Raw genomic sequence first — 25,057 nt, 5'->3', positions numbered from 1 at the left:
TGCCGAACAGATGCCCCTGGTAAAAATGGCGATGTAAGAATGGCGGAGATTCCACCTAAAAATCAGGCGAATCTGTTCAAATAAACTGAGCCACTTCTAGAGTGACCTGCTGATGACCTGCTGGGAAACTTCAGACCTCTCAATTCTTGAGGGTGACCTGCCGGAAAACTTCGGACCACTCAATTCTTGAGGGTTTCCCCATGGTTCAGGTTTTTTCCATGCTGTCGTCAGAAGTTTTCGAGCATCATGTTGTTCAGGCTTGAGTATGGGCAGATGGATTTGTAATGTCTGCTCCATTCTTCAGTCAAATCTCTTGCTTTGGTTCGACACCGGAATCATCCCATTCACTGGCGCTTATTTCGTATACGGCGATCCTTTGATCCAGCGTGGCAGAATTTTGAAGTCAGGATTCACAATGCTTTTTGTCCGATCATACAGGGGCGTTTTTATCGCTGCGAGATTCAGGATAGTATGGATGAGATTGTCTGTCTGGTAGGGACGCTTAGTATTCAATTCAATAATTCTAGTATCACGCATCCATTGTTCATAATTCTGCGATATTTTCAAGACAAATGGTATTTCGTAAACGTTTCGGCTTGTTGAAGATCCTGCGTGGCCGAACCGCTGTTCAGTGTCAAAAACTTCCTCTCCATGATCAGAAAGGTATAAAATCGCCCATGATTCGTAGCTACGTTCTTCAAGTAGTGCAAATATACTGCTAACAACAAAATCAGTGTATAGCATTGATGAGTCATAGTCGTTTATGATCTGAGAAACCTGATCATGCCCGAGATAATTCTTGAATGACGAAGTTTCAGGGGGAGTCTCTGTGAACCTAAAATTAGTTCTATGGATGGGGATGCGTTCCTTGTATGATGTGTGACTTCCGAGAAGGTTGATCACTATCAATTTTTTTGGTGCAGGATCGTCTATGACATCGAGTACATGTGGAATGATATATTCATCGTAGTGGTGGGCAGGCGTAAGATTTTGTTTGAGTGACCATAACGAATCTGCACGCTGAGCCAGTATCGGTACTATGCCAGACCCTGGCGATTGTTTGGAAAATTGAGCGCTGATCCAGAATGTTTTAAAATCTGCGGCCTTAAAAATATCAAAAATCGTAGTTGTGTATTCTGTATTGTTCAAGTCTGCCATAGTTAGCATCATTCCAATTGACTTTTGCGTAGTCGGAGCTGATGAAATCACATCATTAAAAACATATAGATTTTGTATATGTTCCATGTCTGGAGTTGTTTGTCGCGGATATCCGTACAAATGCATATTTTTTCTAGTTGCTGATTCTCCTATGATTAGAACAATAGTTAGGTTGTCTGAATACATGGATTCTGCTGGATAATTATAACATTTTTTTTAATGTATTCGCAATTCGTAATTCTTTTTCAGCAGTGAGAAACTTTTTTATAATTTTTGTGGGAAAGTAAGGGTCAAATGGTGTTCTAAAATCGCGTAATGCAGAAAATGGAATATATAGTAAGGATATAATAATCATTGAAATTATTTTGTCTTTTCTATTCAATATATAGTTGTCTGATTTTATAATTAATTTTCTTGTAATTATATAATAAATAAAAATATATATTGATAGTATTGATATGACTTCATAGTTTAAAAATGATTTAATGTATTCTATGGATTCGTCTAAGTTTGTTGCTAAAAATGCAGTTGCGCTTTCGGTGTTAAATTCATTTCCGTATAATATGACGTGTCCTGTATGTATTGTGCCAAATAAAATACAAATGAAATAAACAGCATAGAAAATATATTTTCTATGCGATCCAAATAGTATTAACAATATTGTTATTATGCAAAAAGCTGGAATTAAGTGAACTGTTAATGTTAATTCTATTTTATTTTTTATATATATTAAATTTATTATGTATATATAAATTGTAAATGAATACAGGTAGGCGAAGGTGTAAAATATTTGATAAAAAACATTACATATTTTAATATTTAATTTTATTTCAGTGATTTTGTTTTCGTAACTATTTTTCATGCCGTATCTCGCAATATTATAATACAATAAATTTTTTTCATTAATACAATTGTGCATGTTTTTTATAAATAATTATTTTGTTTATTATTCATATAAATTAAATAAATAATTTTTCTCAGTTTTTTTCTATAATATAGTTAATTATACCTATAATTATTATTAACTATATGTATGTTATCTAGTATTTGTTTCGTTTTTTTTGATTGAAGGTGCATTTATTGATTTTAATATAGCTAAAAAATTGTCGCAGATTGTGTGGCAGATGTGTTTTTGCGCAGCATAGTTAAGTGCTTCAAAAATTATTAGACGTGGGCTGTGGAGGCTTTGTTTTGAAAAAAATGTTTTTTTTCGGCGCAGCATTCCATTGATCCATGCTCAGTAATCTTGGAATAAAAGCATAGAATTTGATGGAAATTTGAGATGAGGCAATGGATTTGATCGGCGTTGATTACTTTCGATTGAAATATTGCAATAGATAGAATCTTAAAAATCGGCTTTCGACGCCGTTACGCAGGAGAGTTGGGTATTCATATCAAATTTACAATTATCGCCACCGGGAATAAAGGGTAGAAAATTCTGGATTCACAGTTCGGACATGTTCACAAATACGGAGGATGCATGGACGTTGGCATCAAGAAAAGACATGGGGTCAAGTCTCGTTTTGACTTTTCTTAATGCCCATCGAATAGACATATTCTCCTTCAAATCGGAATCTGGGCCAAATCTTAAAATTGAACCATCATATAAAGGCAATGACACTAGATCTTCCCTTGAAAAAAGCGACTTTCATTGACCAGCAATCGTAGTCACAATTTTTTCCGTACCGTCGCTATAATATAAGTTGCGCTCACGGCAACTACCTCTTTTGTAACACATAATCCACGTTAGAACTGCCAAACAACACGTACATAATGCCAATAAAAAAGCCACCCGCAACCGGATGGCTTCTCCTCGATTCGTCAGACACAACGCGCAAACCCACACCAGAACCCACAGAAAGAAAAAAGGGTCCCAGTCTTTCGACTGGAACCCTTGTTCTCTAATGGCAGGGCCGATGGGACTCGAACCCACGGCCTCCGGCGTGACAGGGCGGCGATCTGCTCCAGGGCCTGGGACGCGGACTGCGTCGTGCCGACGATATCCACGCCGCCGAGGTCGGACAGCAGAGAGGACAGTGCGTCCAGGGGGGGCAGGCGGATCGTCGTCCACGAGAAGGCCGCGGATGGAAGGCGTGTCGTGTGTTGTCCGGAAACCCGGGTGGAACGTGCCACAGGCAAGGCGCCTTTACGGTCGAAATCTTCAGCCGGCGACCAGACCGCGCATGGACACGGAACCCAAGGTGACCCGTTCGTTGAAGAAGGTCACGGGCTCGCCGGGGTCCATGGCCCCGAGCACGGACAAAAGTGGAAGATAATGCTCCTCCGTGGGGATGGCCTGGCGCGCGTGGGGCAGGTCGCCGTAATCGACCAGCGCCTGGTGGTTCCCCTCCCCGATCAGCCGGGCCATGGCCGCGTCGGACTCCACGGCCCAATCGAACCCTTCATCCTGCCAGGCCATGGTTCCCAGATTGTGGACCATGTTTCCGCTGCCAACGAGGAGCACGCCGTCCTGGCGCAGGGAGGCCAGCTCACGGCCCAGCTCGTAGTGGAAATCCGGCGGGGCCCCGGCATCCAGGCTCAGCTGCACCACGGGGACGTCGGCCCGGGGGTACATGCGGCACAGCACGGACCAGGCGCCGTGGTCCAGGCCCCAGGAGCGGTCGTGGCGGATGCGGGCGTAGCGCGTGGAGTCCATGACGCGCCGCGCCAGGGCCGGGGAGCCGGGGGCCGGGTATTCCACGTGGTTCAGTTCGGCCGGGAAGCCCGAAAAGTCGTGGAGGGTCTCGGGTCGCTGGGCGGCCGTCACGCACGTCCCGTCCGTCTCCCAATGGGCTGAGATGCAGACGATGCCGCGCGGCCGGGGCAGCGTCCTGCCAAGCTGGGCCCAGGTGCGGCTGAATTCGTTGTCCTCGATGGCGTTCATGGGGTTTCCGTGACCGACGAAGAGGAGGGGCATTTTCAGGCGTGACATGTTCGAACCTTTCTATGTTTTGATGTTGGTGAAGACGCGGGTCCAGGCCAGGGTCAGGGCGATGGAGAAGAGGGCGGCGACGATGCCGAGCGCCACGTCGTACATGGGCGGAGCGGCCAGGGCCAGGCGGATGAACAGCGTTGACAGGGCGTAGCCGGAGTTGCGGAAGACCGCATGGAAGGAGGGCCTGAAGCATTGAGAGATGAGCACCACAAGGATGTCGGTGAATATGAGCAGGTTGTAGAAGACCGGAAAGAAATCGATGTGGGGGAGGCCCGCGATCTTGTTGTACAGGTTGCCAAGACCCAGAACGAAGAAGGTGATGAGGATCAAAAGGGCGATGCCTTTTTTCGCGGCCACGAACCGAAACAGGTCGTGGGGCAGGCCCATGTCCTGTTTTTTTCCAGGCTGGATGCGATAATAGACGCCAAGCAGGGCGAAAATGGCCAATGCGCCGAATCCATAGCCAAGAATGTGGAAGACGGGAGTCAGTTCCGTGCCGACGGTGATGGGCTCTGCAAAGTAGGACAATTCCTTGAAGGCGTCGCGCAGCAGAATGAGCGACAGAATCTCGAACTGTTTGCCCACGGATTTGGAAAAGGAGCAAGGCAGGGTGAAGATGAGGCTGATGACTTCAAGGATCAGTACCAATGTGAACGCCAGGTTCACCGCGTGGAAATGGTTGGTGGGCGTGTGCGCGGCCAAGGAGGCAGGGAGCAGGCCCTGCCGGTTCAGTTCTATGCTGACGAGCGCGCCCAGGAATACGACGATCAATCCCAGTGCAAAACGTCGGTGCATGCGCTCATGCTCCCAGAAATGGTGCAGGGGGTCGAACATGTAGGTCAAGCGCTCGAACAGAAAATCCATGGGCGGTCTCCGGTTTTTTTTCTATAAATATCTGGATGTTATTGAAACAGCTTCGCCAAGATAAGATTTGCGTACTTCATCGCTGACCACTTCCAGGCTGCCGAAGAAAGCATGGTGCAGGACTTCCATCCCGCAAAGCTCGAAGATGCCAGTGTCCGTGGTCAGAGACATGGCTTCGTGCATTCCCTGGGACGTGTAGAACGGGCTGGGCAGCCCTGTCGTGTTGAAAATGAGGACCTTTTTTCCGTTCAAAAGTCCTTTCACGGTGTCCCCTTGCGGGCAATAGGCAAACCCCTGGCAAAAGACCCGGTCGACATAACCTTTGAGCATGGCCGGCATTCCGGTCCACCATATCGGGTAGACAAAGGTGAGCAAGTCGGCCCATTCGATGAATTCCTGTTCCTGTCTGACGTCCGGTGGGGCCATCGCCGCCGGGTTGTCCACATCCATTTTGGACAACACTGGATTGAATGCTAATCCGTATAAATCCCGGCAACATGTATCGTGCCCCAGCGCTTCGGAAACAGCCTGCACCGAATCGGCAATGGCGCGGTTGAAGCTTGTGGCACTGGGGTGGCAGAAAATGATCAGGTGGTTCATGGCATCCCCTTGTTGGTGCGTGCATTACGTGAAATCGGTCCGGACTGCCTTCCCGGGATTCCCGGAAAAGGAATGCGGGATTATGGCGCACCATACGACAAGGGTGAAAATCTTGAAAGCGATATTTGTCCAGCAAGGAGTATTCGACACAAAAATAATTGCAGGTCAGGTTTGCCGCAAAAGGTCCAGAACCTGATCGGGGTTTGGGATACGTCGTGTTTGCTGTTTGGAATATATAAGCGTGTCGCCGAGCAGGACTTCGAAGTCGCCTCTGCTCCCGCGCGTGAGGGATACGGTGGCTCCTGCATCGGCGCGCAATCTGTCCGCAAGACTTGCGGCGCGTTTTTCATAGCCCAGTCATAGGGCGCAGTAGACGATTTGTATCTGCATTGTGTTGTGCCCCTGCATTATTGCGTTCATTTTTGAAAGAATTCCGTTTCCTTGAGTTCGCCGCCTTCAAATGTCAGGACGAAATAGCCTCCGCCTGCCTCATAGGTCAGCTGTGTGATGTAAAGCAGACGTTCTCCGCCGCTGCGGCTTGTCCTTGTGACCTCACCGATGCGGTCTTCCCACCGAGGATCGCCGCATTTTTGGCGTACCTTGGTGATGATGGTCCCGGGCGTCATGAGGTCGCCCTGGCAACGCATGTCTGCGGACTGGACCGGATTGGCGAGAAATAAAAGCAGGGCAAGAAAAAAAAAGTGCTTTCTCATTGGGCTGTCTCCGATTAATTGAGTACGTAGGTCTTCTAGGCCTCAATAGAATCACGAGTAAAGAGGATATTATGAACCATCGAGTCGAGAAAGACTCTCTTGGAGAACGCAAAGTTCCGGTGAATGCCTATTATGGTGTGCAGACCGTGCGTGCCATGGAGAATTTTCAGGTTACGGGAATTCCCATCTCCCACTATCCGTTGCACATTGAGGCTCTGGCGTGCATCAAACAGGCTGCGGCCCTGGCCAATCTGGAGCTCGGCCTGCTCGATGCGGACATTGCTGATGCCATCCTGGGCGCCTGCCGGGAAGTGCGCGAAGGGAAGCTGAACGATCATTTTGTGGTCGACGTCATCCAGGGCGGGGCCGGAACTTCGGTCAACATGAACATGAACGAGGTTGTCGCCAACCGGGCGCTGGAGCTGATGGGACGCGCCAAGGGTGAATACGGGTTCTGTCATCCCAACAACCACGTCAATCTGTCCCAGTCCACCAACGACGTATACCCCACGTCTCTTCGGATCACGGCCATTTGGAAGATCCGGGAGCTGGTGAGCGCAATGAAGGATTTGGTCGATGCCCTGACCTGCAAGGGCGAGGAGTTCGCTGACGTGCTCAAAATGGGCCGAACCCAGCTGCAGGACGCCGTGCCCATGACTCTTGGGCAGGAGTTCACGGCCTGGGCCGTGACCGTGGGCGAGGACATCGATCGCGTTCAGGAGTGCCGCAAGCTCCTCATGGAGATCAACATGGGCGCGACGGCCATCGGTACGGGCATCAACACCGTTCCGGCCTACGCGGCCTTCGTATGCGAGAAGCTGGCCCACATCACGGGTCTGCCCCTGACGAAGTCGCCCAATCTGGTGGAGGCTACGTCGGACACGGGGGCATTTGTGCAGCTGTCGGGCGTCTTCAAGCGGGTGGCAGTGAAACTTTCAAAGATATGCAACGATCTTCGCCTGCTTTCCTCCGGGCCTTACGCAGGGCTCGGCGAGATCAACCTGCCGCCTCGTCAGCCGGGTTCGTCCATCATGCCCGGCAAGGTCAATCCGGTCATCCCGGAAATGGTCAACCAGGTCTGCTTCCAGGCCATCGGCAACGACCTGACCGTGACCATTGCCGCAGAACATGGACAACTCGAACTCAATGTCTTCGAGCCCATAATTGCTTTCAACCTGTTCCAAACCATGGACATGCTTTTGCGGGCCATGCGGATCCTGAAGGACCGCTGCATTGTCGGGATCACCGCCAATCGGGAGCGATGCGCTCAGTTGGTCCGCGCTTCGGCCGGGATCGTGACGGTCCTGGTGCCCTATCTTGGCTACGATGAGGCGGCCTCAATCGCCAAGGAGGCCGCGACCAGCGGGAAAGCGGTGTATGACCTCGTGCTGGAAAAGGGCCTTATGTCCAAGGACGAACTCGAGGACGCCTTGGATCCGATGAAGATGACCCACCCGCGCATGGTGCGCTCCAAGAGGGGTTAGGCTTCCTCCTGCCAGATTGCGCCGATGAGCCTGACCGCATTTGTGATGAGGCGGTCATCGTCGCGTCTGGCGAGCCAAGCCAGGCTCAGGGGCACCTGAATTTCGCCCGGCTCCCATATCACCCCTGCCCCCTGCCTCGCCACATCCTCCGCGTCGTTCCTGCGCAGGAGCGTCACGCCTATCCCGCCAAGAGCCAGCTCCTTGACGATGTTCTCGTCAACCGCCTCGGTCACTGTGTTGGGCCGCACCCCTGCCTCATTCATGCGTTCTTGGCAGAGGAGATGGAAGGGGCACTGGCAGGTGGTCCAGACCCAGGGCATGGCCGCGATGCGCTTCCAGTCCAGTGTGGCCGGATCGTCGGCCATATGCTTTGGTACGACTATGCTGACCGGGGTGGTCGCCAGCTGACGCATGCCAATATCTGGTCCGAGCCTGGAGCCGAAGGCGAACCCCATGTCCATCTCGCCACGCTTGAGCATTGCTTCGGTGGTCAGGGTCTGGCTGATGCAGAAGGTCAGGGTTACCTGCGGCATGGCTGAGGTGACGGTACGGATGACGCGGTTCAGGCGCAGGAAGGTCGGGTCGGTGTTGAGGCCGATATTCAGGTTGCCGCAGACCTCTGCCCGCAGACCGATGGCCGCGCGTCCCATTTCCCTGGCTTTGTCGAGCACCTCTTCGGCGTGGGGCAGCAGCGCCTCGCCGGCGCGGGTCAGGCGCATGCCCTTGGCCTGGCGGGTGAAGAGGCCCACGCCCAGCTCCTCCTCCAGATTTCTGATCTGGGTGGAGAGGGCGGACTGGCTTAGGTGCAGCCCTTCCGACGCGCGCGTAAGGTTGCCGGTGCGGGCCACGGCTTGAAAGGCAGTGAGTTGGTGAAATTCCATTCTTGCTCCGTTCGAAAATATCGAATGCTGCCTTCGCAAATCACTATTGGATTTGTCAAACTCCGCCCGGTAGTCCAACGGGCACACAAGGAGTACCTATGCGCTCGCGAAAACTCGGTCCAGTTCTACTGACTGGCTTCATCATCGGACCCATCCTGGGATCAGGCATCATTATTCTCCCCCCCCTGGTTTTCGGGCTGCTTGGGAACTGGGCCCTGCCTGCTTGGGTAGTCATTACCCTTGTTGGAGCGCTATTTGCGTCGGTATTCGGGAGCCTCAGCATCATTTTTCCCGGCGACAACGGTGTAAGCCAATGTGTGGCCAGTGCTTTCGGAACAAGGGCCAAGACTCTGACATCGTTTTTTCTTATGGGCGCGGTCTGCGTCGGGCCTGTGGCCGTGGCGCTGACTGCGGCCAGTTATCTTGGCCTCGGCGACCATGTGCCTGACGGGTTGGTGGCATCGGGGTTGGTAGGAGTCATCTGGCTGCTGCTTCTGCGCCGTATCAGTGCTCTTGGCAGCGCGGCCTTCGTCCTTTCCTCCGGCGCGGCCCTGCTGCTGCTGGTGGGCGGCGTGGGCTGTCTGCTTTCGGTGCCGACGGTGCCTATGCCGTCGGAACCCTTGGAGCCGGTACGATTCGGTTATGGTCTTTTATTGCTGTTTTGGACCGTAGTGGGATGGGAAATTATCGGAAACTATTCCGCAGAGATACGAAATCCGGAGCGCACCATCCCGCAGTCCGTGGCCATGAGCGTTTCGGTCATCGCCGCTGTGACGCTGATCGTAGCTGCCGCCATGCAGAGCGTGGGCGGCAGGAGTATGACAGACATCCTTGAACCGATATTCGGCACGGGTAGCGTCGTGCTCCTGTCCGTGCTGGCCGTGGCGCTGTGCCTTGTCACGGAACTGGCCTTCACCGGTGCCGTGTCGCGGCTCGTGTCGGCCCTGGCCGTCGAGGGAACGCTGCCCGCTTTTCTGGGTCGCCGAAATGGAGGGGGTGCACCAGCTGCCGCCGCCACGGTCCTCTCGACGATCCATCTCGGCGTTCTGGCGCTGAACCTGGCCGGAGTGCTCAGCGTTGAAAAGCTGGTGGCTGTGGCCAACGCCTTTTTTCTAGCCAACGCCATCATGGCCCTGTTGGCCGGGGCGCGTATTCTCCCCTCCAGGCTCATGCGGGTCCTGTCCGCGATTCTGGCCATGGTTTTGGGGGGGATGCTGGCCATGTCCTCCTGGCCGATCCTGCTTGTCTTGGGTGCCATGACCGCTTGGGGGTTGGGCCGGCGCGCTACGATCGCACCTCGCGGAGACAGGGTGCTCGACGCACCCTGAACCACGTATCCTGCCGGGAGGATTGGCCGATTTGCCGGCCTTGACGAACGAGGCGGAAACGGCCAGTTTGCGCCAATGTTCCGGATCTTTTTGCGCGAGCTGCCGCAATATCTGCAGGCAGCGCCCTTCCCCCATCTGACGACGGTCAAGGTTTCCATTCTTGCCGTGGTTTCAGGCTGCGAAGCCTGGTTCATCCTGAACCAGGCCGAGGCGTCCAAAACCGCCTGGATCTGGTTGGTACTGACAGCCCTTTTTGCCTGGGGTGTGGTCTTGTGCCAAGCTGACGCCTTTTCGCGTTACCGCGAGTTCAAGCGTCTGCGCAGGCTTCTGGTCCGTTACGGTTTCCGGCCCCGCGTTTTTCAGCTTGTTGCCTCCTCACGCTGCCAGCGTGACGCCGCGCTGCTGGCAGCCCGTCAGGCTGGTTGTCGGGCCCAGGCGCGCCGCGTCTTCCGCGAGTTGGGCTACCGCTGGTACCACATCCTGCCAGATGCCATCGTCGCCAACCCCCTGTATTTTTTTCATCCCAGATTTCTGCGCTCCACCTTTGTGCCGGGCAAACGCGGCTAGCTCTTCCTCGAAAATTATAAAGGAGCCGCGGGGCTCCTTCATGATCTGACGACTACCAGTTTTCGGCCAGCACCTCGAAGTGGGCCTGTGGATGGTCACAGGCCGGACAGTGCTCGGCGGCCTTCTTGCCTTCATGCGTGTAACCGCAGTTGCGGCAGCGCCAGGTGATTTTCTCGTCCTTGGCAAAGACCCGTCCGTCCTCGATGTTTCTGGCCAGAGCACGGTAGCGTCGCTCGTGTTCTTTTTCGGCCACGGAGATGGCCTGCATGACCTGGGCGACCTCCGGGAAGCCCTCTTCCCTGGCGACCTTGGCGAAATCGGGATACATGTGCCCCCACTCGTGCTTCTCACCTTCTGCGGCATCCAGGAGGTTTTCGAGGGTCGTCCCGATGCGTCCGGCAGGGAAGGTCGCGGTGATCTCGGTTTCGCCGCCTTCAAGGAGCTTGAAGAGGGATTTGGCGTGAGCCTTCTCCTGGTCCGCCGTCTCGGTGAAAATGTCCGAGATCTGGACATACCCGTCCTTGCGGGCCTGCTTGGCGAAGAACGTGTAGCGGTTGCGGGCCTGGGATTCGCCGGCAAAGGCAGTCAGGATATTTTTCTCGGTCTGAGTGCCTTTCAGAGATTTCGACATAAATCCTCCATGGTTGAAATGTGTCCTGCGTCTAGCAGGTAAAAAATTGCCTGTCGATTCAATAGTAATAATTATTGATAATCTACAATCAGAGAATTTTCATTGGTCTTTGACCTCCCTTGTCGGACTGGCTCTGGTCTTGACGCTGGTGCGATCGTGTTTATTTAGTTGCCATCGTAACGATTGGAGGTATGCCGTATGGTTATCGATTTCAGTACATATTATGATTTACCGCGCAACATGGATAGTTTTTTCGAAGAATTGTGGCGGCCGAGTACATTGAGCCAGAGGCGCATTTCCTATCCGCCTGTCAACATCAGCGAGGGCGAGGAAGAAATAGTCGTCTCGTCGGAAATCCCTGGAATGGATACGGACGATATTGAGCTGACCTTGAACGAAAAGAGCCTGGTCATCCGGGGCACAAAAAAGAACGAGGTCGGTAATTACTACAGGCAGGAGCGTCCGACCGGAAGTTTCCAGCGGATCATCAATCTCAATGTTCCCGTGCGTGCGGAGGCGATCAAGGCTTCCATGAAAGACGGTGTGCTTCGAGTGGTTCTGCCCAAGGCCAAGGAAAGCCATCCGCTGACCATCGCCATCGATGCCCAGTAAGTGTTGCCAGGAGGAGATGAACCCATGACTAACGATATGGAAAAAAAGACGGCCCCGACCCTGCCCAGGTTCCGCCCCAACACCGACGTGCTGGAGCGTGAGGACGGATTCCACATCTTCGTGGACATGCCCGGTGTGGGCAAGGAAGGTCTGTCCATTGACTTGCGGGATAACGAACTGGAGATCCGCGGAAAGGCGGTCTACCCGCGAGAGGAAAACGCCAAGGCCCTGCATGTGGAATTCGGGGACGGAGAATACGTACGCACTTTCACCATTTCAGATGGTGTGGACCGGGAAGGTATCCGTGCCAGCCTGAAGAAGGGTCTGCTTGAACTCTACTTGCCCAAGGCGGCCCGCTTCAAGCCTCGCCGCATTGAGATCCAGGCCGGATAAGACTCACTGGGGCCGAACGCCTGGTGCTTTGGGCGTTTTTAAGGCCGCATGAAACAGATAAAAGCGCGTCCGGACATCTTGAGTCAGGGCGCGCTTTTTCATGGCCCGAATTGCCTCAATTCCTGGTGGGCAGTTCACACCCTGCATCCCTCGTCGAACCGGGGCCGACCAGGGGACGGAAGCATCTTTTCGTGCCTCCGCATATGGGGCAGCGCCATTCTTCCGGCAGGTCTTCAAACTTCACCCCTGCCGGGATCTTTCCCTTCCTGTCACCCTTGTCCGGATTGTACATGTAGCCGCAATTGACTGTCTGGCACTGGTAAATCTCTTCAGGGGCCGCCATTGTCCGCTCCTGGTTTGATTGTTGATAAGACAAGTATGATAAGGCCGCAGGAGTGGACGTCAAATTCGAGGGAGAGGTTCTGTGCGACGGCTTGACGGTTCGGCCCGCAGGCAGTCTCTCGAAACTCCATCGCTGACCTCGTAGAGGTGAATCATTGCTTCTTCGAACACAGCTTGGCGCTCCGTACGGTGGGCAATGATTCACCAAACGATGCCAAAGCTCAGTCAGGCAGTCGAGAGCCTGCCTGCGGGCCGAACCGCCAAGCCTCGTGTGGTTTGTTGATATCAGAGGTCCGTGTTGGCCTTGGTCTGGGACACGTCATGGCCAGCGCTCCAGCCCAGTTGGCTGAAAAGATCGAGGAGTTCCTGGGCAGGGGGGCAGGTCAGGGTCATGGGATTGTTGTCTTGGGGGTGGCGGAAGGTGAGTTCCACGCTGGCCAGCAAGAGGCGGTGCACTCCGAAATGTTCGCGGAAGAAGCGGTTCTGGCGACCGTCGCCGCGCAGTACGTCGCCGATGAGAGGGTGACGGATGTGGGCGAAGTGGCGGCGGATCTGGTGGGTGCGGCCGGTTTTGGGGCAGACCCGGACCAGACTGTAGCGGGCGGTTGGGTTGGGGCCGATCGGGTGCGGGATTTCCGCCGTGGCTAGGCGCGTGAATTCGGTCTGGGCCTCTTGCAGGTTGCCGGAATCGGATTTGATCGGATCGTCGATGAGACCTTGAAGAGGCGTGAAGCCTCTCGTCACGGCAAGATAGGCCTTGCCCACTTCCTGCCCCGCAAACTGGAGGGCCAGGAGATGGGCGGTCTGTGACGAGAAGGCCATGATCATGACGCCCGAGGTGGGGCGATCCAGACGGTGCACCGGGTACAGACGCTGTCCGAGCTGGTCGCGCAGCGTCTGGAGCAGGACGGGTTCGCGTCCGGCATGAGAGTTGCGGTGCACCAGCAATCCTGCGGGTTTGTGCACGGCGACGAGATGCTCATCCCGATAAAGAACTGGAATTTCGGCGAGTTCAGCGCCTGGCATTGTTTTCGGTCAGTTCGCCGCGCAGGTTTCTGGGCATGCGCTCCCGGATTTCCTCCGGGGTCAGGCCCAGGCTGAAGAGATAGATCATCTTGGTCAGGGCCGCTTCGGCCGTCATGTCCGCACCCGAGACCACGCCTGCGCGGGCAAGAGCCGAGCCGGCCTGGTAGCCGCTCTGATCCACGGTGCCGCGCAGGCATTGCGTACAGTTGACGATGACCACGCCGCGCGCACAGGCCTCGGCCAGAACGTCCATCAACTCGGCGTCGTTGGAGGGGCCGTTGCCCAGCCCGTAGGTCTCAAGCACGAGACCCTGCAACGGCGAGCGCAGCACATTGGCCACAAGTTCGGCCGAGATGCCCGGGAAAAGCCTGAGCGCTCCGACCTTGGCATCGGACAGCGGGTGCACGGTCAGTCCGTTCACGGGACGTTTCGGGAGAATCAGCTCGGGATGGGGGCGGATGGTCACGCCGATATGTCCAAGGTCAGGGTAGTTGGGGGAATCGAAGGCCTGGAAGCCGGCGGCGTCGACCTTGGTCGAGCGGCAGCCGCGCAGAAGGCGGTTGCCAAAGCACAGGCAGACCTCGGGCACCGGGGCCAGGGCGATGACCATGAGCGCCGTGACCAGGTTGTCGCGGCCGTCGCTTCTGACCTTGCACAGCGGAATCTGGGATCCGGTCAGGACCACGGGCTTGGCCAGGCCTTCAAGCATGAACGGCAGGGCGGAAGCCGTATAGGCCATGGTGTCCGTGCCGTGAATGACGATGAACCCGTCAAATTCATGGTATTTTTCGGCGATGTCGCGGGCGATGGCCAGCCAGTGCCTGGGGCCCATGTTGGAAGAATCGAGCAGGGGTGCGTACTCGCAAATGACGTAGGCGGGCATTTCCGGGCTCGAAAAATCGGGCATGGACGCCATGACTCGCGCCAGGTACCCCGCTTCCGGCGCGTATCCCTGGGGAGTCGGCTTCATGCCGATGGTTCCCCCCGTGTAGAGGATGCAGACCTTTTTCTTCACGTGGCACTCCAGGCGGTGAGTTTCCAATGTATGAATTCCATGATCTCCTCGTGCTCGTTCCTGCCCGCACCCCGGATCGTCATGGGGTCGCCAAAGCAGAAGCGGGCCGGTATCTCCGGCCGGATGCAGCCATAGTCCTTGCTCAGCTTGCCAAGACCCCAGGCATCGGTCTTGAGGGCCAGGGGCACGACCGGCACCCCCGCCTTCTTGGCCAGCTTGATGCCGATGGAATTGAAGGCCTTGCGGTCAAGATTCAAGGTGCGCGTCGTCTGGGGAAAGACGATGACGGAAATGCCGCGCGCGAGACGTTCCTGTCCCTGCTCCATGACGGTCTTGAAGTCGTCCCTGGCATTGACGCGATCGACGGCGACGGGCTCGACGGCGTTCACTATCCGCTGGAAGATTGGATAGGTCGTCAGGCTGCGTTTGATCACAAAGGCGATGGGCCGGTGGGTGGCCAGAATGCCCGGCATGCAGAAGGTCTCCAGGGTGGACATGTGGTTGGCCACGACCACGCAGGGGCCGGGCAGATCCGTTACGGCGGAGGCGTTTTCGATGTGAAAGCGCAGGCCGCTGGCTTCGGCCCTGCGGATGACGGTCAGGCTGTCCGCGGCCCATTTTTCCATGGAATAGCCGCCTCCCCTGGTTCGCCAAGCAGCTTCGCAGACGATGGACAATATCCGCGCGTAAAAGGCCGCACTGGGAAAAAGCCGTGAGAACGGGTCGATCTGAATTTCGGGGGTATGATACGGATCGCTGAGAGGTTCGATGTTCATGCAAAATCTACCGGGCTGGGGTTTTAGGGGCCGCCGCACGCCTGCCCCCTTCGTGTTTCGTGCCCGCGCACATTAGCTCAAGAGGTCCCCGGCTTCCAGATGTTTTTCAAAGGCTCTCTCCCGGCGGTCGGGATTTTACAAGGCCTGGGTCAGTTTGTTCAGGATGGATGCGAGCTGCTCCGTTTCCTCCGGGGTCAGGGCGGCCTGGATCTCACGGGTCAGGTGCAGGTGATGGGCATGGTGCTCAAGGTAGAGCTCCTGTCCGGTCTCGGTCAGGGCCACGAGGATCGAGCGGCGGTCCGTATCGTGGGGGATGCGGGTCACCAGTCCCTGCTTTTCCAGACGGTCGATGCCTACGGTCAGGGTCCCGGTGGTCACGCCCATCTTGGCCGCCAGCTCCTTCATGCGCAGCGGGGACTGCTGCCCCAGGATTTCAAGTGTGTGCATCTGCGGCAAGGTGATGGGCGTGTCCCGGACCACGGCCTGCTCCCATGAAGAGAGTTTTTCGTAGAATTCGATGATAAGATCGCTGATTTGCTCAAGATCATGCATGGTCGGCCTCCGCACAGACTTGCTTCCCGCTTTCCGCCGGACACGGGCAGGAGTGGACTTCCACGGTGATGTGGTCCAGATGTTCAACCTCGGCCAGGAGATTCTTGTAGAATTCGGGCGGACGCGGAGCCGCGTCTTCGACGGTGATCTGGGCCGCCAGCCGGCGCGGTCCCACGTTCCAGACATAGAGGTCGCGGACCCGGATGTTTCCTTCCTGCTCGATGCGGCGCAGGATGTCCGCATGCAGATCCTTGTCCGCGCGATGATCGAGGAGTATCCGGGCGGTTTCGCGCAACAGGCCGATGGCCCAGCGCCCGATGACCAACGCCCCGACAATGCCCATGACCGGATCGAGCCAGTTCAGGCCGTAATATTTCCCGCCCAAGAGGGCGAAAATGGCCAGGATCGAGGTCAGGGCGTCGGCCAGAACATGCATGTAGGCGGCTTTGAGGTTGTGATCGTGGCTGTGGACATGATTCTCGTCGCGAAGCCACCATGCGCTGACCAGGTTGATGGCCAAACCCAGGAGCGCCACCAGCGTTGCCGGTCCAAAGGAGATGGGTACGGGTGAGAGCAACCGCGTGAAGGATTCTCCCGCCATGTAAAGGGCCACGAGAATGAGGCCAACCGCCGAGGCGAATCCGGCCAGGGCGTTGACCTTGCCCGCGCCAAAGACCAAGTCGGGATTGTCGGCGTTTCTGCGGGCCCAGACATAGGCGAACCAGGCCACGGCCATGGCCCCGGCATGGCTGGCCATGTGCCAGCCGTCGGCCAGGAGCGCCATGGAGCCAAAAATCCAGCCGGAAAAGATTTCCACGGCCATTGTGACCACGGTCAGCCAGAAGACGAACCGGGTCCCGCGTTCGCCGTGATCGGAGTCGTGGTGATGGTCATGGCCGTAGGAACAGGAATGGTTGTGCATGAGAGGGCTCGTTGTTGTTTGTTTGTCAAGTTGTTTGATGCACGAGCAATTATGGCAATATTATTTGAGAGTCAAACTTAAATTTCAGGTTTTTCAAAACCACCGGCAGAGGGCTTTACATGCTTGATACGCATGCCAGACGGCTTTTTCAGCCGATTTTTGACCTACTGGCAAAGGCTTTGGCCCGCAGGGGCATCGGCCCGCTGGCAGTGACCCTTGCGGCTGCGCTTCTGGGCGGATTGGCCGCCGGAGTCTTGACTTTGGGCTGGACAGTCCTGTTTCTGCTCTTGCTGTGGCTTTCGGGGCTTCTGGATGCGGTGGACGGAACCCTGGCCCGGCAGAACGGCCTTGCGAGCAGGGCCGGGGCCATGCTGGACATTGTCTGCGACCGGGTCGTGGAGGTGCTGGTCATCCTGGCTTTCGGGTTGCGATTTCCCGAGGCCCGGCTTGAACTTCTGGTGCTTTGCGCGGCCATCATCCTGTCTCTTACGGTGTTCCTGACGGCGGCAGCGGCCCTGCCCACGTCAGCCAGCAAGAGTTTTCACTATCAGGCCGGATTGGCCGAACGCAGCGAGGGATTCCTGTTTTTTTCCCTCATGGCCGTGTGGCCGTCAGGAGTCCGTGGAGTGGCGATGGCCTTTGCCTTGGTGGTATTGTTTACGGCAGGCCAGCGCCTGCGGGCGGCGCTTGGGTTTTTCAGGGATTGACAATTGTCCCGGGCTTTGAAAGTCCCGGAAACAAACAATTTTGGAGGCAACAGTGCAGGACAAAGACGGAATCTTCTATTACCCATACCCCGAAAACAAGCGCATACGCATGTTCGTGCGGGAGCAGGACGGCAATATCGAGTTCCGGCTCAGCAATGTCGATCATCCGGAGATATGGGAACGGCACGGCTGGCTGGACCTGGACCTCATCCGTCGCGGTGCCAAGATGTTCGAGGAACGCGGGGTCAAGGCCGACCCGACGAAAATCTACGACCTGGAAACCGCGCGTTTCCTGCTCAAGGAAGCCAGGAAAAAATAACGCAGGCCCGGGGGATGCATGACCATGAAAGGTTTGGTGCAGGTCGCGGGGATCGGCAATTTGGACGAAGGGCGCATGCTGCTGGAGTGCGGTGTGGACCTGCTCGGCTTTCCCCTGCGTCTGCCGGTGCATGCGACGGATACCTCGGAGGACGAGGCCCGGGCCATCATCGAAAAGCTTGGGGCGTCCCGTTGCGTACTCATCACGTATGAAGTGGACCCGGACCGCCTGGTGGAGTTTTGCCGATTTTTGAACGTGACCACTGTCCAACTCCATGCCGACGTTTCCGCGGATGTTCTGGCACGGATCAAGGCACTTCTGCCCCTGCGCATCTTCAAGAGCTATGTCGTGGGTCGTGAGTCCATGGGGCCAGGGCGGTTCGCTCAGGTCTACTCACCTGTTTGCGATGCCTTCATCACCGATACTTTCGATCCTTCAACCGGTGCCAGCGGAGCTACGGGCCTGGTCCACGACTGGGGCGTGAGCGCAACGCTGGTCCGTCACAGTCCGCGCCCGGTCATTCTGGCCGGCGGCCTGAATCCGGTCAATGTGCGTGAGGCCATAAGGGCCGTGCGTCCGGCCGCAGTCGATGTGCACACGGGCGTTGAGGCGCGGGACGGCTCCAAGGACCCGGAACTGGTCCGGACCTTCGTGCGCGAAGCCCGCGCCGGATTTTCCGAAGTGGCAGATTCCTGACCGCATTCTGCCGAATGTTGTCAGATCAAGGCCCAGGCCCGGCGGGACTCCCGCCGGGCCTGGGCCTGTTTGCGTGGGGATTCAGGGCAGGGGTTCGGTGGTGTAGGCGACGTTTGCCGCTTCGGATGAATAAAGGGGCAATTCCTTGCCCTGGCGGACATCCTCCACGAAGTCCGGATTGAGCAGGATGGACTTGCCGGACAGGACAATGTCCGCCTCGGTGAGCGCCTCCTGCGCTGTCCCGCGGTCGTGGATCTTGCCGCAGATCATGAGCGGCTTGGTGGTCCGGGAGCGTGTCAGGCCGGACATGGTCTGCTCCGTGCCAAAAGCTTTGGCCTTGAAGTCGTAGGTCGAGAGAGACAGGGAGTCTATGGGTTCGGAGTCGATGAGGTCGATGAGCTCTTCCCATTCACGGGCGTCCCTGAACAGGGACACTTCCATGTCCGCAATGCCCCAGTTGGAGACGCGAAATGTGAGCAGCGTGTCCTTGGGCAGAACTTCGTGCACGGCGCGGATGATCTCCCGGGCAAAGCGAAAACGGTTGGCCATTGTGCCGCCGTATTCGTCAGTGCGGTGGTTTGAATAGCTGGAGAGGAACTGGTTGATCAGGTATCCGTGGGCGCCATGGATCTCCACCCCGTCAAATCCGGCGGCAACGGCTCCTCGGGCTGTCTCAACGAATCCGTTTACGACATGCGCGATGTCAAAACGGCTCATGGCGTCGGGTACGGGGTAGGGCTCGCCGGTGAGCGGATTGACCTGTCTGGGCGTGACGGGGCTGGGCGCGATGGAACGGGCGGCGGGGTTGATTTCCGGCCAGGCCATGCGTCCGCAGTGAAACATCTGCATGATGGAGACGGCCCCATGTGCGCGTATGGCCTCGGTCACGGGTTTCCAGGCTTCGATCTGGGGCTGGGTCAGTATTCTGGCCTGGCCTGGATAGCCCTGGGCGCTCTCATAGTCCGTGACGATGGCCTCGGTGAAAACCAGTGCCGCGCCGTTCTGGGCCCGGCGCACCAGAAAATCCAGAACATCCCGGCGCGGAATGGCTTCCTTGCCTGCGGACATGCGGGTCATGGGAGCCACGCCAAGACGGTTCCTCAATGTGTACGCGCCGAGAGTGAAGGGTGCGAAGAGATCGGCAGTCATAGGCAACTCCTGTTCGTTAAAGGTATTCATGCCGGTGGCTTGGCGGTTGACAGCCTGTCTTGACAAGGACGGCAGAGGCTTACTTCAGGTCGAAAAGAATGCCGCCTGTTCCGTCCGGCACAGGCACCGGCGGCTCCGGTGCATGGTAGATCTTGCGGATTTTCTCGCCCAGCACGCGCAGGTCCTCCAGGGAACGCTTGGAATCGCCCACCTTGCCCAGCAGGCGCGCGAGGAGCTGATCCTTGCGCGGGCCATCCTCGATGGATTTTAAGGCCTCGATATAATCAGACATCAGTCCGTACTGCATGGCCTGGGCCTGCACGATGTTGTTCAGTCGGTCCGAGAGGCCGCCCATGGTGCGGCGATAGGTCTCCAGTTCCGTGCGTTCGATGACGGCCCGCATGTCATGCAGGATGATCTGGTAGCTTTCCAGCAGGCCCGAGTTGCGGTTTTTCCTGCATCCTCCTGTCACGACAACCTCCACGGTTTCTCCCGACAGCGTTTTCAGCCTGGTCGGGTGGTCGGTTATGCTGCCAGCCTGGATAATCGTGGTCATGATGGTCTTTCGCTCGGCTTCGTCCGTGAAATGGTCCACGACGTTGCCCTTCAGCGCGTGTTCGCGGCTTTCGTATCCAAAAAGCGAGATGGCGGCCTGATTTATGTCCACGAAGCTGCCGTCCGGCATGGCCACGAAGATCGGGTCGGTGGAATACTGGAAGATGCGCCGGTATTTCTGTTCGTTGACGCGCAGCTTTTCCTCGTCGTTCTTGCGGTCAGTGATGTCCTTGATGAAATGATAGATTTGCTGAATCCTGCCCAGACCCTGCTCCTTGTAGATCACTTCACCCTCGTCGCGGACCCAGCGGATGTCGCCGTTGGCGTGCACGATGCGATATTCGATGCGGTCGATCTCCTTTTCGATCAGACCTGCATAGAAGGCTTGAACCTTTGCGCTGTCTTCAGGGAAAACCAGATCGATGGGATGAAAGATGTTCCCGACAAACTGGTCGGCAGGAAGTCCGTAGAGCCCCTCCGTTGCGCTGTTGGCCGACTCTATGCGTGAATGTTCGCGGTCGAAGGCCATTATCACTTCAGGAATGGAATCAAGGATACGTTTGAGCTTCTGGCTGGTCTTTGTCTTCTGGGTGATGTCGGTCAGGGAGCAGAGCAGCGCCGGCTGGCCCTGATAGCTGATCTTCCTGGCCTGCATTTCCACAAACGACTCGGCCCCGTTTGCATCCAGCAGGGTGAATTCCATCGCTTTCTGGGAACAGCTCGGTTCGTTCGGAATCCCGTTCAGGTATTTCTCGACCCGATCGTGATGTTTGGGAATGACGAAGTCGCAAAAGGGCCGGTCACGCAGAGTCTCGCGGCCGGCGTTGCAGATCGCGGCAAAGCAGAGGTTGGCATGGGAAATCCTGCCGTTCCGCAATATTACAGCTCCCTGGCTCAGGGCGTCGAGCAGCTGGATATGTTCAGGGTTCATGAGGTGCATATGTTCATTCCTGGCCGGGGAATTCCCCGGCCGATTACTTGGAGGTGATGTCGATCATGTCCAGCCTGGTCAGGCTGGTCCGGGCGCGCGTGCCGGGCGCGTTCAGCAGATGCCAGGCCGTGTATTGCTCGGCGTAGAGTGTTCCTGCCGACATTCCGTCCACTGGTACGATGACGTTCAAGCCGCGCATGGAAGCGCCAGTGGCAGTATGCAGGACCGCGCCTTCGGCAGTTGTGCCGACGATGATGACGTTCTCCACACCCAGATTTTCCAGGATCGCTTCCAATTCGGTCTTGAAGAACTTGTCCACAGAGGACTGAACTATGGGCTCTTCCGGCAGGGGCCTGGCCTCGGGAAGAATGGTTTCAGGCGTGCCTTTGCTGGTCAGGCTGTGCACTACAGGCATTCCTGCGGCCCTGGCCTTGGCCAGGAAGGCCCCGATGCGGGGTGCGGACTCCACACAGCGAGGCCGTGCCTGTGTGTTGCAGGTCCGTTCTTCAATATCGAGTACAAGAAAAGCCGTATTCGCCGGGTTGACAGTCACTGCCTTGAGTTCCACGGGCGGTGGAGGCGTTACCGTGTTCCAGTCTTCAACAATGGTCTCCGCCCGGGCGGGCGTTATGCATATGAAGACAAGCGCTGTCAAAACGAAAACAAGTCTTGAGTTTTTCATGACTGCCTCCTCGCGGGATTTCATGGATTGCTGATCGGGATGCACATGTTGTCCGGTGTCTTTGCCCCTGCCTTTCGAATATTATACACGGCCCGGCCTTCGGCAATGACCACGTCCGGATTATTCGCGGAGAAAATCTGCACGGTGGCGTTGCCGACCCGGTTGCCAAGCAGCTTGACCTCGCCGATGGCGATGAGATCCGCCGGATCGGCCGGGCGCAGGTAGTCCACGCGCATGTCGATGGTCGCCACCCGGTCGCGCACCGAGCAGGCCGCCCACACAGCCGAGCCGCCGCAGGTGTCCACGAGCATGGAGATGAGACCGCCGTGCAGTGCCGGTCGTCTTGGGTCGCCAATGAATTCAGGGCGATAGGGCAAACGCAGACGGGCGTAGCCGGGGCGGATTTCCTCTACCAGGAGGCCCAGAAAACGGTCGTAGGGAATTTCCTGCTCGATGACGTGACGAATATCCATGTCGCACCCCGGGTTTGATTTGATGTGATGCATTTTCATGGGCAAGACCGGGGGGCTCGTCAAGGGGCGGCTCCAAATATGGGGATTTGGCAGGCTTGTGTTCAGGTTCAGGCCAAGGTAAAGCCGCCGTTCATCCTCGGGGCATTCCCCGAGTTCAACGCATAACTCCACAAGGACATTGATGTGTCGTCCTTTGAAATAAAGGGTAAAGTCGCACCTTGCACGCTTTTCAGACCGCTGACGGTCGATTTGGCGGCGTTGGGCACCGACGTTGAAGCGCGTCTGGGGCAGACTCCCGAGTTTTTCCGCAACATGGCGGTCATAGTGGACCTTTCCGCCCTGGGCGAGATGCGCAACGGGCTTGATTTGAACGGTCTGGTACGCCTGCTGCGGGATCAGGGCATGATGCCCGTGGGCATCCAGGGTGGTAACGAGTATCATGAGCGGCTGGCTCCCAACCTGCATCTGGGTGTCTTTCCGGAGAGCAGGCCCGCCCTGGAGCGGGCTTCCACTGGCGGGGCAAGCGCTCCCTTTGCCGATACTGCGGCCATGGTCGTGGACAAGCCCGTTCGTTCCGGACAGCAGGTCTATGCCAAGGGCCGAGATCTTGTGGTGCTCGCTCCCGTGGGGCAGGGCGCCGAAGTCATTGCCGACGGCAATATCCACATCTATGCGCCGTTGCGCGGACGGGCCCTGGCCGGGGTCATGGGTTTCGAGGGGGCGCGGATCTTTTGCAAGGAGCTGCGGGCAGAACTGATCTCTGTCGCCGGGCTGTACCGGGTCAGCGAGGATTTGCCAGAAAACCTGCATGGCGTTTCGGCTCAGATCCGTCTGAGCGGACGCCAGCTTTTGATTGAATCTCTTTGACAGGACCAGGAGGGACTGTGGGTAAAATTATCGTTGTTACTTCGGGCAAGGGCGGGGTCGGCAAGACCACTTCCAGCGCTTCCCTGGCCACGGGCCTGGCCCGGCGAGGCATGCAGGTCGCTGTGCTTGATTTTGACGTGGGCCTGCGCAACCTTGATCTGATAATGGGCTGCGAGCGCCGGGTGGTCTACGATTTCGTCAACGTCATCCAGGGCGATGCCACGTTGCACCAGGCCATGATCCGCGACAAGCGGGTCGAAAATCTTTTCATACTCCCCGCGTCACAGACCAAGGACAAGGACGCCCTGCGCATGGAAGGCGTGGAGAAGGTGCTGGACGAGCTCTCGGCCCGTTTCGACTTCGTCATCTGCGACTCGCCGGCGGGCATAGAACACGGGGCGCTCATGGCCATGCATTTCGCCGACGAAGCAGTGGTCGTGACCAATCCGGAGGTGTCTTCGGTGCGTGACTCCGACCGGGTGCTGGGCCTGCTGCAGAGCAAGACCAGAAAGGCCAAGAATGGCGGGAATATACGGGAGCATCTGTTGCTTACCCGTTATGATCCCGAGCGGGTCGAACGGGGCGAGATGCTCAGCGTGGCTGACGTTGAGGAGATTCTGGCCATCCCGCTGCTGGGGGTGATCCCGGAGTCCAAGTCCGTGCTGGCCGCCTCCAATTCCGGCGAGCCGGTCATTCTCGACGACGGAAGCGACGCGGGCCAGGCCTATGAGGATGCGGTGTCACGTTTGATGGGAGAGGATCTGCCGCACCGTTTTCTGACTTCTCGCAAGAAGGGTTTTTTCGCCCGGATTTTTGGAGGCTGACATGGGTATCTTCAGTTATTTCCGCACCAAGAAAAACACGGCAGAGGTGGCCAAGAACCGGCTGCAGATCATCGTGGCCCATGAGCGGGCCCAAAACGGGGGGTACGAGTTCCTGCCCCGGCTGCGCCAGGAGCTCATGCAGGTGGTGCAGAAATATGTTCATGTGGAACTTGAAGACATCCGGGTGGACGTGAACCGGGACGGCGACTGTGAAGTCCTGGAATTCAACGTGACCCTCCCGGACAACAAACGCTGATCAGACATTTGTCCAGTGCCGGGGCCGCGTCACGCCGCCCCGGCTTTTTTAGGGGAACAGCGACTCCCGACCGGACATTCCGCATCGCGTTGACAGCTGCACGGCGGGCGTTCTAAGCGTTTCTCATCAAATCACCCCAACCCACCTGCATCATGACATCCGAACGAACCTCAAGGCCCGACATCTGCATCCGAGAAATGGAACTCGACGATCTCGCGCCGGTATATCATCTCGGCGAGCGCCTGTTCACCTGTGATCTCTACCCCTTTCTGTACCGCACCTGGGACGAGTGGGAGGTGGTCGGTCATTACAATACGGACCCTGAGTTCAGTCTGGTGGCCGAGGTGGATGACGCTCTGGCCGGATTCATCATCGGCACGCTCATCAGCAAGGCGTCCTGGACCTACGGCTATATCGTCTGGCTGGGGGTGGACAGGGCCTTTCATTCCACGGGCGTGGCCCATAAGCTTTACGATAAGCTGGTGGAGCGTATGGTCGAGGCCGGTGCGCGCTATCTCATCGCCGACACCGACCCAAGCAATGCCGCGGCGCTCAAGTTTTTCAGCCGGAAGGGATTCAAGAGCGAGCGAGCGCATGTGGTGTTGTCTCTGAATTTGAGTCGCACCGAGCGCTACCGGGCCATCCTCGACAAGCACGGCAACGGCCATGGCGAAGGTGAGCTCAAAAAGTCCAAACGCCCCATTGTGAAGATCAAGAAGGGAAAAGAAAAACCCCTCTGCGGCACCACGGCCCTGGCTCCCGAAGCCTGAGCAGGAAACCGCCTGGGAGTGTCCGTGAC

Annotated in this window: 30 protein-coding genes; 12 read left to right on the top strand and 18 right to left on the bottom strand. The window is 56.7% G+C overall.

From position 1 onward, the window contains the following. Positions 1-354: 354 nt before the first annotated feature. From CVU60_11860 to CVU60_11835, 6 genes are all read right to left on the bottom strand, one after another. Entirely contained in the window at positions 355-1,344 is a 990-nt protein-coding gene (locus CVU60_11860) for a hypothetical protein (GenBank protein ID PKN41422.1), read from the bottom strand. A 1,975-nt stretch (positions 1,345-3,319) separates the two neighbouring features. Continuing rightward, a complete protein-coding gene (locus CVU60_11855; protein ID PKN41427.1) occupies positions 3,320-4,081 on the bottom strand; it encodes a 4,5-DOPA dioxygenase extradiol in 762 nt (253 codons plus the stop codon). Positions 4,082-4,102: 21 nt separating this feature from the next. After that, the gene (locus CVU60_11850; protein PKN41421.1) at positions 4,103-4,957 is read right to left on the bottom strand and encodes a hypothetical protein; all 855 of its coding nucleotides are present in this window, start codon (positions 4,955-4,957) and stop codon (positions 4,103-4,105) included. A gap of 21 nt (positions 4,958-4,978) precedes the next feature. After that, the gene (locus tag CVU60_11845; protein PKN41420.1) at positions 4,979-5,557 is read right to left on the bottom strand and encodes an NAD(P)H dehydrogenase; all 579 of its coding nucleotides are present in this window, start codon (positions 5,555-5,557) and stop codon (positions 4,979-4,981) included. A gap of 165 nt (positions 5,558-5,722) precedes the next feature. Continuing rightward, a complete protein-coding gene (locus CVU60_11840; protein PKN41419.1) occupies positions 5,723-5,914 on the bottom strand; it encodes a hypothetical protein in 192 nt (63 codons plus the stop codon). Positions 5,915-5,973: 59 nt separating this feature from the next. Then, complete coding sequence (locus tag CVU60_11835) at positions 5,974-6,270, bottom strand: hypothetical protein (GenBank protein ID PKN41418.1); 297 nt, start codon at positions 6,268-6,270, stop codon at positions 5,974-5,976. A gap of 71 nt (positions 6,271-6,341) precedes the next feature. Between CVU60_11835 and aspA the strand changes: the two genes are divergently transcribed. Continuing rightward, positions 6,342-7,754 (top strand): aspartate ammonia-lyase, encoded by a 1,413-nt coding sequence (aspA, locus tag CVU60_11830; protein PKN41417.1) that lies wholly within the window; start codon positions 6,342-6,344, stop codon positions 7,752-7,754. Here aspA and CVU60_11825 read toward each other — a convergent pair. Then, the gene (locus tag CVU60_11825) at positions 7,751-8,635 is read right to left on the bottom strand and encodes a LysR family transcriptional regulator (protein PKN41416.1); all 885 of its coding nucleotides are present in this window, start codon (positions 8,633-8,635) and stop codon (positions 7,751-7,753) included. The genes aspA and CVU60_11825 overlap by 4 nt on opposite strands. A gap of 98 nt (positions 8,636-8,733) precedes the next feature. Here CVU60_11825 and CVU60_11820 point away from each other — a divergent pair, with 98 nt between their 5' ends. Further along, on the top strand, positions 8,734-9,963 hold the full coding sequence (locus CVU60_11820; GenBank protein ID PKN41415.1) for an amino acid permease: 1,230 nt from the start codon (positions 8,734-8,736) through the stop codon (positions 9,961-9,963). Positions 9,964-10,038: 75 nt separating this feature from the next. Beyond that, positions 10,039-10,530, top strand: coding sequence for a hypothetical protein (locus tag CVU60_11815; protein ID PKN41414.1), 492 nt, complete (start codon positions 10,039-10,041; stop codon positions 10,528-10,530). A 52-nt stretch (positions 10,531-10,582) separates the two neighbouring features. Here CVU60_11815 and CVU60_11810 read toward each other — a convergent pair whose 3' ends face one another. Beyond that, positions 10,583-11,161 (bottom strand): rubrerythrin family protein, encoded by a 579-nt coding sequence (locus CVU60_11810; GenBank protein PKN41413.1) that lies wholly within the window; start codon positions 11,159-11,161, stop codon positions 10,583-10,585. A 198-nt stretch (positions 11,162-11,359) separates the two neighbouring features. On the opposite strand from CVU60_11810, the gene CVU60_11805 reads away from it, so the two are divergent. Together CVU60_11805 and CVU60_11800 are read left to right on the top strand one after the other, a co-directional pair. Beyond that, complete coding sequence (locus CVU60_11805) at positions 11,360-11,773, top strand: molecular chaperone Hsp20 (GenBank protein ID PKN41412.1); 414 nt, start codon at positions 11,360-11,362, stop codon at positions 11,771-11,773. 24 nt (positions 11,774-11,797) lie between these two features. Next, complete coding sequence (locus tag CVU60_11800) at positions 11,798-12,166, top strand: molecular chaperone Hsp20 (protein PKN41411.1); 369 nt, start codon at positions 11,798-11,800, stop codon at positions 12,164-12,166. A gap of 115 nt (positions 12,167-12,281) precedes the next feature. On the opposite strand, the gene CVU60_11795 is transcribed toward CVU60_11800, so the two are convergent. From CVU60_11795 to CVU60_11770, 6 genes are all read right to left on the bottom strand, one after another. Continuing rightward, a complete protein-coding gene (locus CVU60_11795; GenBank protein PKN41410.1) occupies positions 12,282-12,509 on the bottom strand; it encodes a rubredoxin in 228 nt (75 codons plus the stop codon). A gap of 284 nt (positions 12,510-12,793) precedes the next feature. Continuing rightward, complete coding sequence (locus tag CVU60_11790) at positions 12,794-13,534, bottom strand: pseudouridylate synthase (protein ID PKN41409.1); 741 nt, start codon at positions 13,532-13,534, stop codon at positions 12,794-12,796. Next, positions 13,521-14,576: an L-asparaginase 1 gene (locus tag CVU60_11785; protein ID PKN41408.1), complete on the bottom strand. Its 1,056-nt coding sequence runs from the start codon at positions 14,574-14,576 to the stop codon at positions 13,521-13,523. Before CVU60_11785 ends, CVU60_11790 begins: the two co-directional genes overlap by 14 nt. Beyond that, on the bottom strand, positions 14,546-15,325 hold the full coding sequence (locus CVU60_11780; GenBank protein PKN41407.1) for a 1-acyl-sn-glycerol-3-phosphate acyltransferase: 780 nt from the start codon (positions 15,323-15,325) through the stop codon (positions 14,546-14,548). Before CVU60_11780 ends, CVU60_11785 begins: the two co-directional genes overlap by 31 nt. Before the next feature lie 135 nt (positions 15,326-15,460). After that, complete coding sequence (locus CVU60_11775) at positions 15,461-15,877, bottom strand: MarR family transcriptional regulator (protein PKN41406.1); 417 nt, start codon at positions 15,875-15,877, stop codon at positions 15,461-15,463. Continuing rightward, on the bottom strand, positions 15,870-16,799 hold the full coding sequence (locus CVU60_11770; GenBank protein PKN41405.1) for a cation transporter: 930 nt from the start codon (positions 16,797-16,799) through the stop codon (positions 15,870-15,872). Before CVU60_11770 ends, CVU60_11775 begins: the two co-directional genes overlap by 8 nt. Before the next feature lie 119 nt (positions 16,800-16,918). On the opposite strand from CVU60_11770, the gene CVU60_11765 reads away from it, so the two are divergent. Genes CVU60_11765 through CVU60_11755 form a run of 3 tightly spaced genes read left to right on the top strand, consistent with a single transcriptional unit; the run spans position 16,919 to position 18,521 of the window. Then, on the top strand, positions 16,919-17,506 hold the full coding sequence (locus CVU60_11765; protein ID PKN41404.1) for a CDP-alcohol phosphatidyltransferase family protein: 588 nt from the start codon (positions 16,919-16,921) through the stop codon (positions 17,504-17,506). Positions 17,507-17,558: 52 nt separating this feature from the next. Beyond that, positions 17,559-17,825, top strand: coding sequence for a hypothetical protein (locus CVU60_11760; protein ID PKN41403.1), 267 nt, complete (start codon positions 17,559-17,561; stop codon positions 17,823-17,825). Between the two features lie 18 nt (positions 17,826-17,843). Continuing rightward, positions 17,844-18,521: a phosphoribosylanthranilate isomerase gene (locus CVU60_11755; protein PKN41402.1), complete on the top strand. Its 678-nt coding sequence runs from the start codon at positions 17,844-17,846 to the stop codon at positions 18,519-18,521. 81 nt (positions 18,522-18,602) lie between these two features. Here the strand turns inward: CVU60_11755 and CVU60_11750 are convergent, their stop codons facing one another. The 4 genes from CVU60_11750 to CVU60_11735 all read right to left on the bottom strand — a co-directional run bounded on the left by CVU60_11750 (position 18,603) and on the right by CVU60_11735 (position 22,311). Beyond that, positions 18,603-19,670: an NADH-dependent flavin oxidoreductase gene (locus CVU60_11750; GenBank protein PKN41401.1), complete on the bottom strand. Its 1,068-nt coding sequence runs from the start codon at positions 19,668-19,670 to the stop codon at positions 18,603-18,605. 79 nt (positions 19,671-19,749) lie between these two features. Continuing rightward, positions 19,750-21,165, bottom strand: coding sequence for a hypothetical protein (locus CVU60_11745; protein ID PKN41400.1), 1,416 nt, complete (start codon positions 21,163-21,165; stop codon positions 19,750-19,752). Positions 21,166-21,199: 34 nt separating this feature from the next. After that, positions 21,200-21,838 (bottom strand): isochorismatase, encoded by a 639-nt coding sequence (locus CVU60_11740; protein ID PKN41399.1) that lies wholly within the window; start codon positions 21,836-21,838, stop codon positions 21,200-21,202. A 20-nt stretch (positions 21,839-21,858) separates the two neighbouring features. Beyond that, positions 21,859-22,311 (bottom strand): PaaI family thioesterase, encoded by a 453-nt coding sequence (locus tag CVU60_11735; protein PKN41426.1) that lies wholly within the window; start codon positions 22,309-22,311, stop codon positions 21,859-21,861. A gap of 177 nt (positions 22,312-22,488) precedes the next feature. Between CVU60_11735 and minC the strand changes: the two genes are divergently transcribed. The 4 genes from minC (at position 22,489) to CVU60_11715 (ending at position 25,028) form a co-directional block, all read left to right on the top strand. After that, positions 22,489-23,178 (top strand): septum site-determining protein MinC, encoded by a 690-nt coding sequence (gene minC / locus CVU60_11730; protein ID PKN41398.1) that lies wholly within the window; start codon positions 22,489-22,491, stop codon positions 23,176-23,178. Between the two features lie 17 nt (positions 23,179-23,195). Further along, on the top strand, positions 23,196-24,002 hold the full coding sequence (minD, locus tag CVU60_11725) for a septum site-determining protein MinD (protein ID PKN41397.1): 807 nt from the start codon (positions 23,196-23,198) through the stop codon (positions 24,000-24,002). A gap of 1 nt (position 24,003) precedes the next feature. Next, positions 24,004-24,258 (top strand): cell division topological specificity factor MinE, encoded by a 255-nt coding sequence (locus tag CVU60_11720; protein PKN41396.1) that lies wholly within the window; start codon positions 24,004-24,006, stop codon positions 24,256-24,258. A gap of 152 nt (positions 24,259-24,410) precedes the next feature. Next, positions 24,411-25,028, top strand: a complete 618-nt coding sequence (locus CVU60_11715) for an N-acetyltransferase (protein ID PKN41395.1) — start codon at positions 24,411-24,413, stop codon at positions 25,026-25,028. Positions 25,029-25,057: the final 29 nt, after the last annotated feature.

This window comes from Deltaproteobacteria bacterium HGW-Deltaproteobacteria-18, assembly GCA_002841885.1.
GTDB lineage: Bacteria > Desulfobacterota > Desulfovibrionia > Desulfovibrionales > Desulfomicrobiaceae > Desulfomicrobium.
The sequence above is the reverse complement of the archived record's forward strand: the minus strand, read 5'-3'. Positions and strand labels throughout refer to the sequence as shown.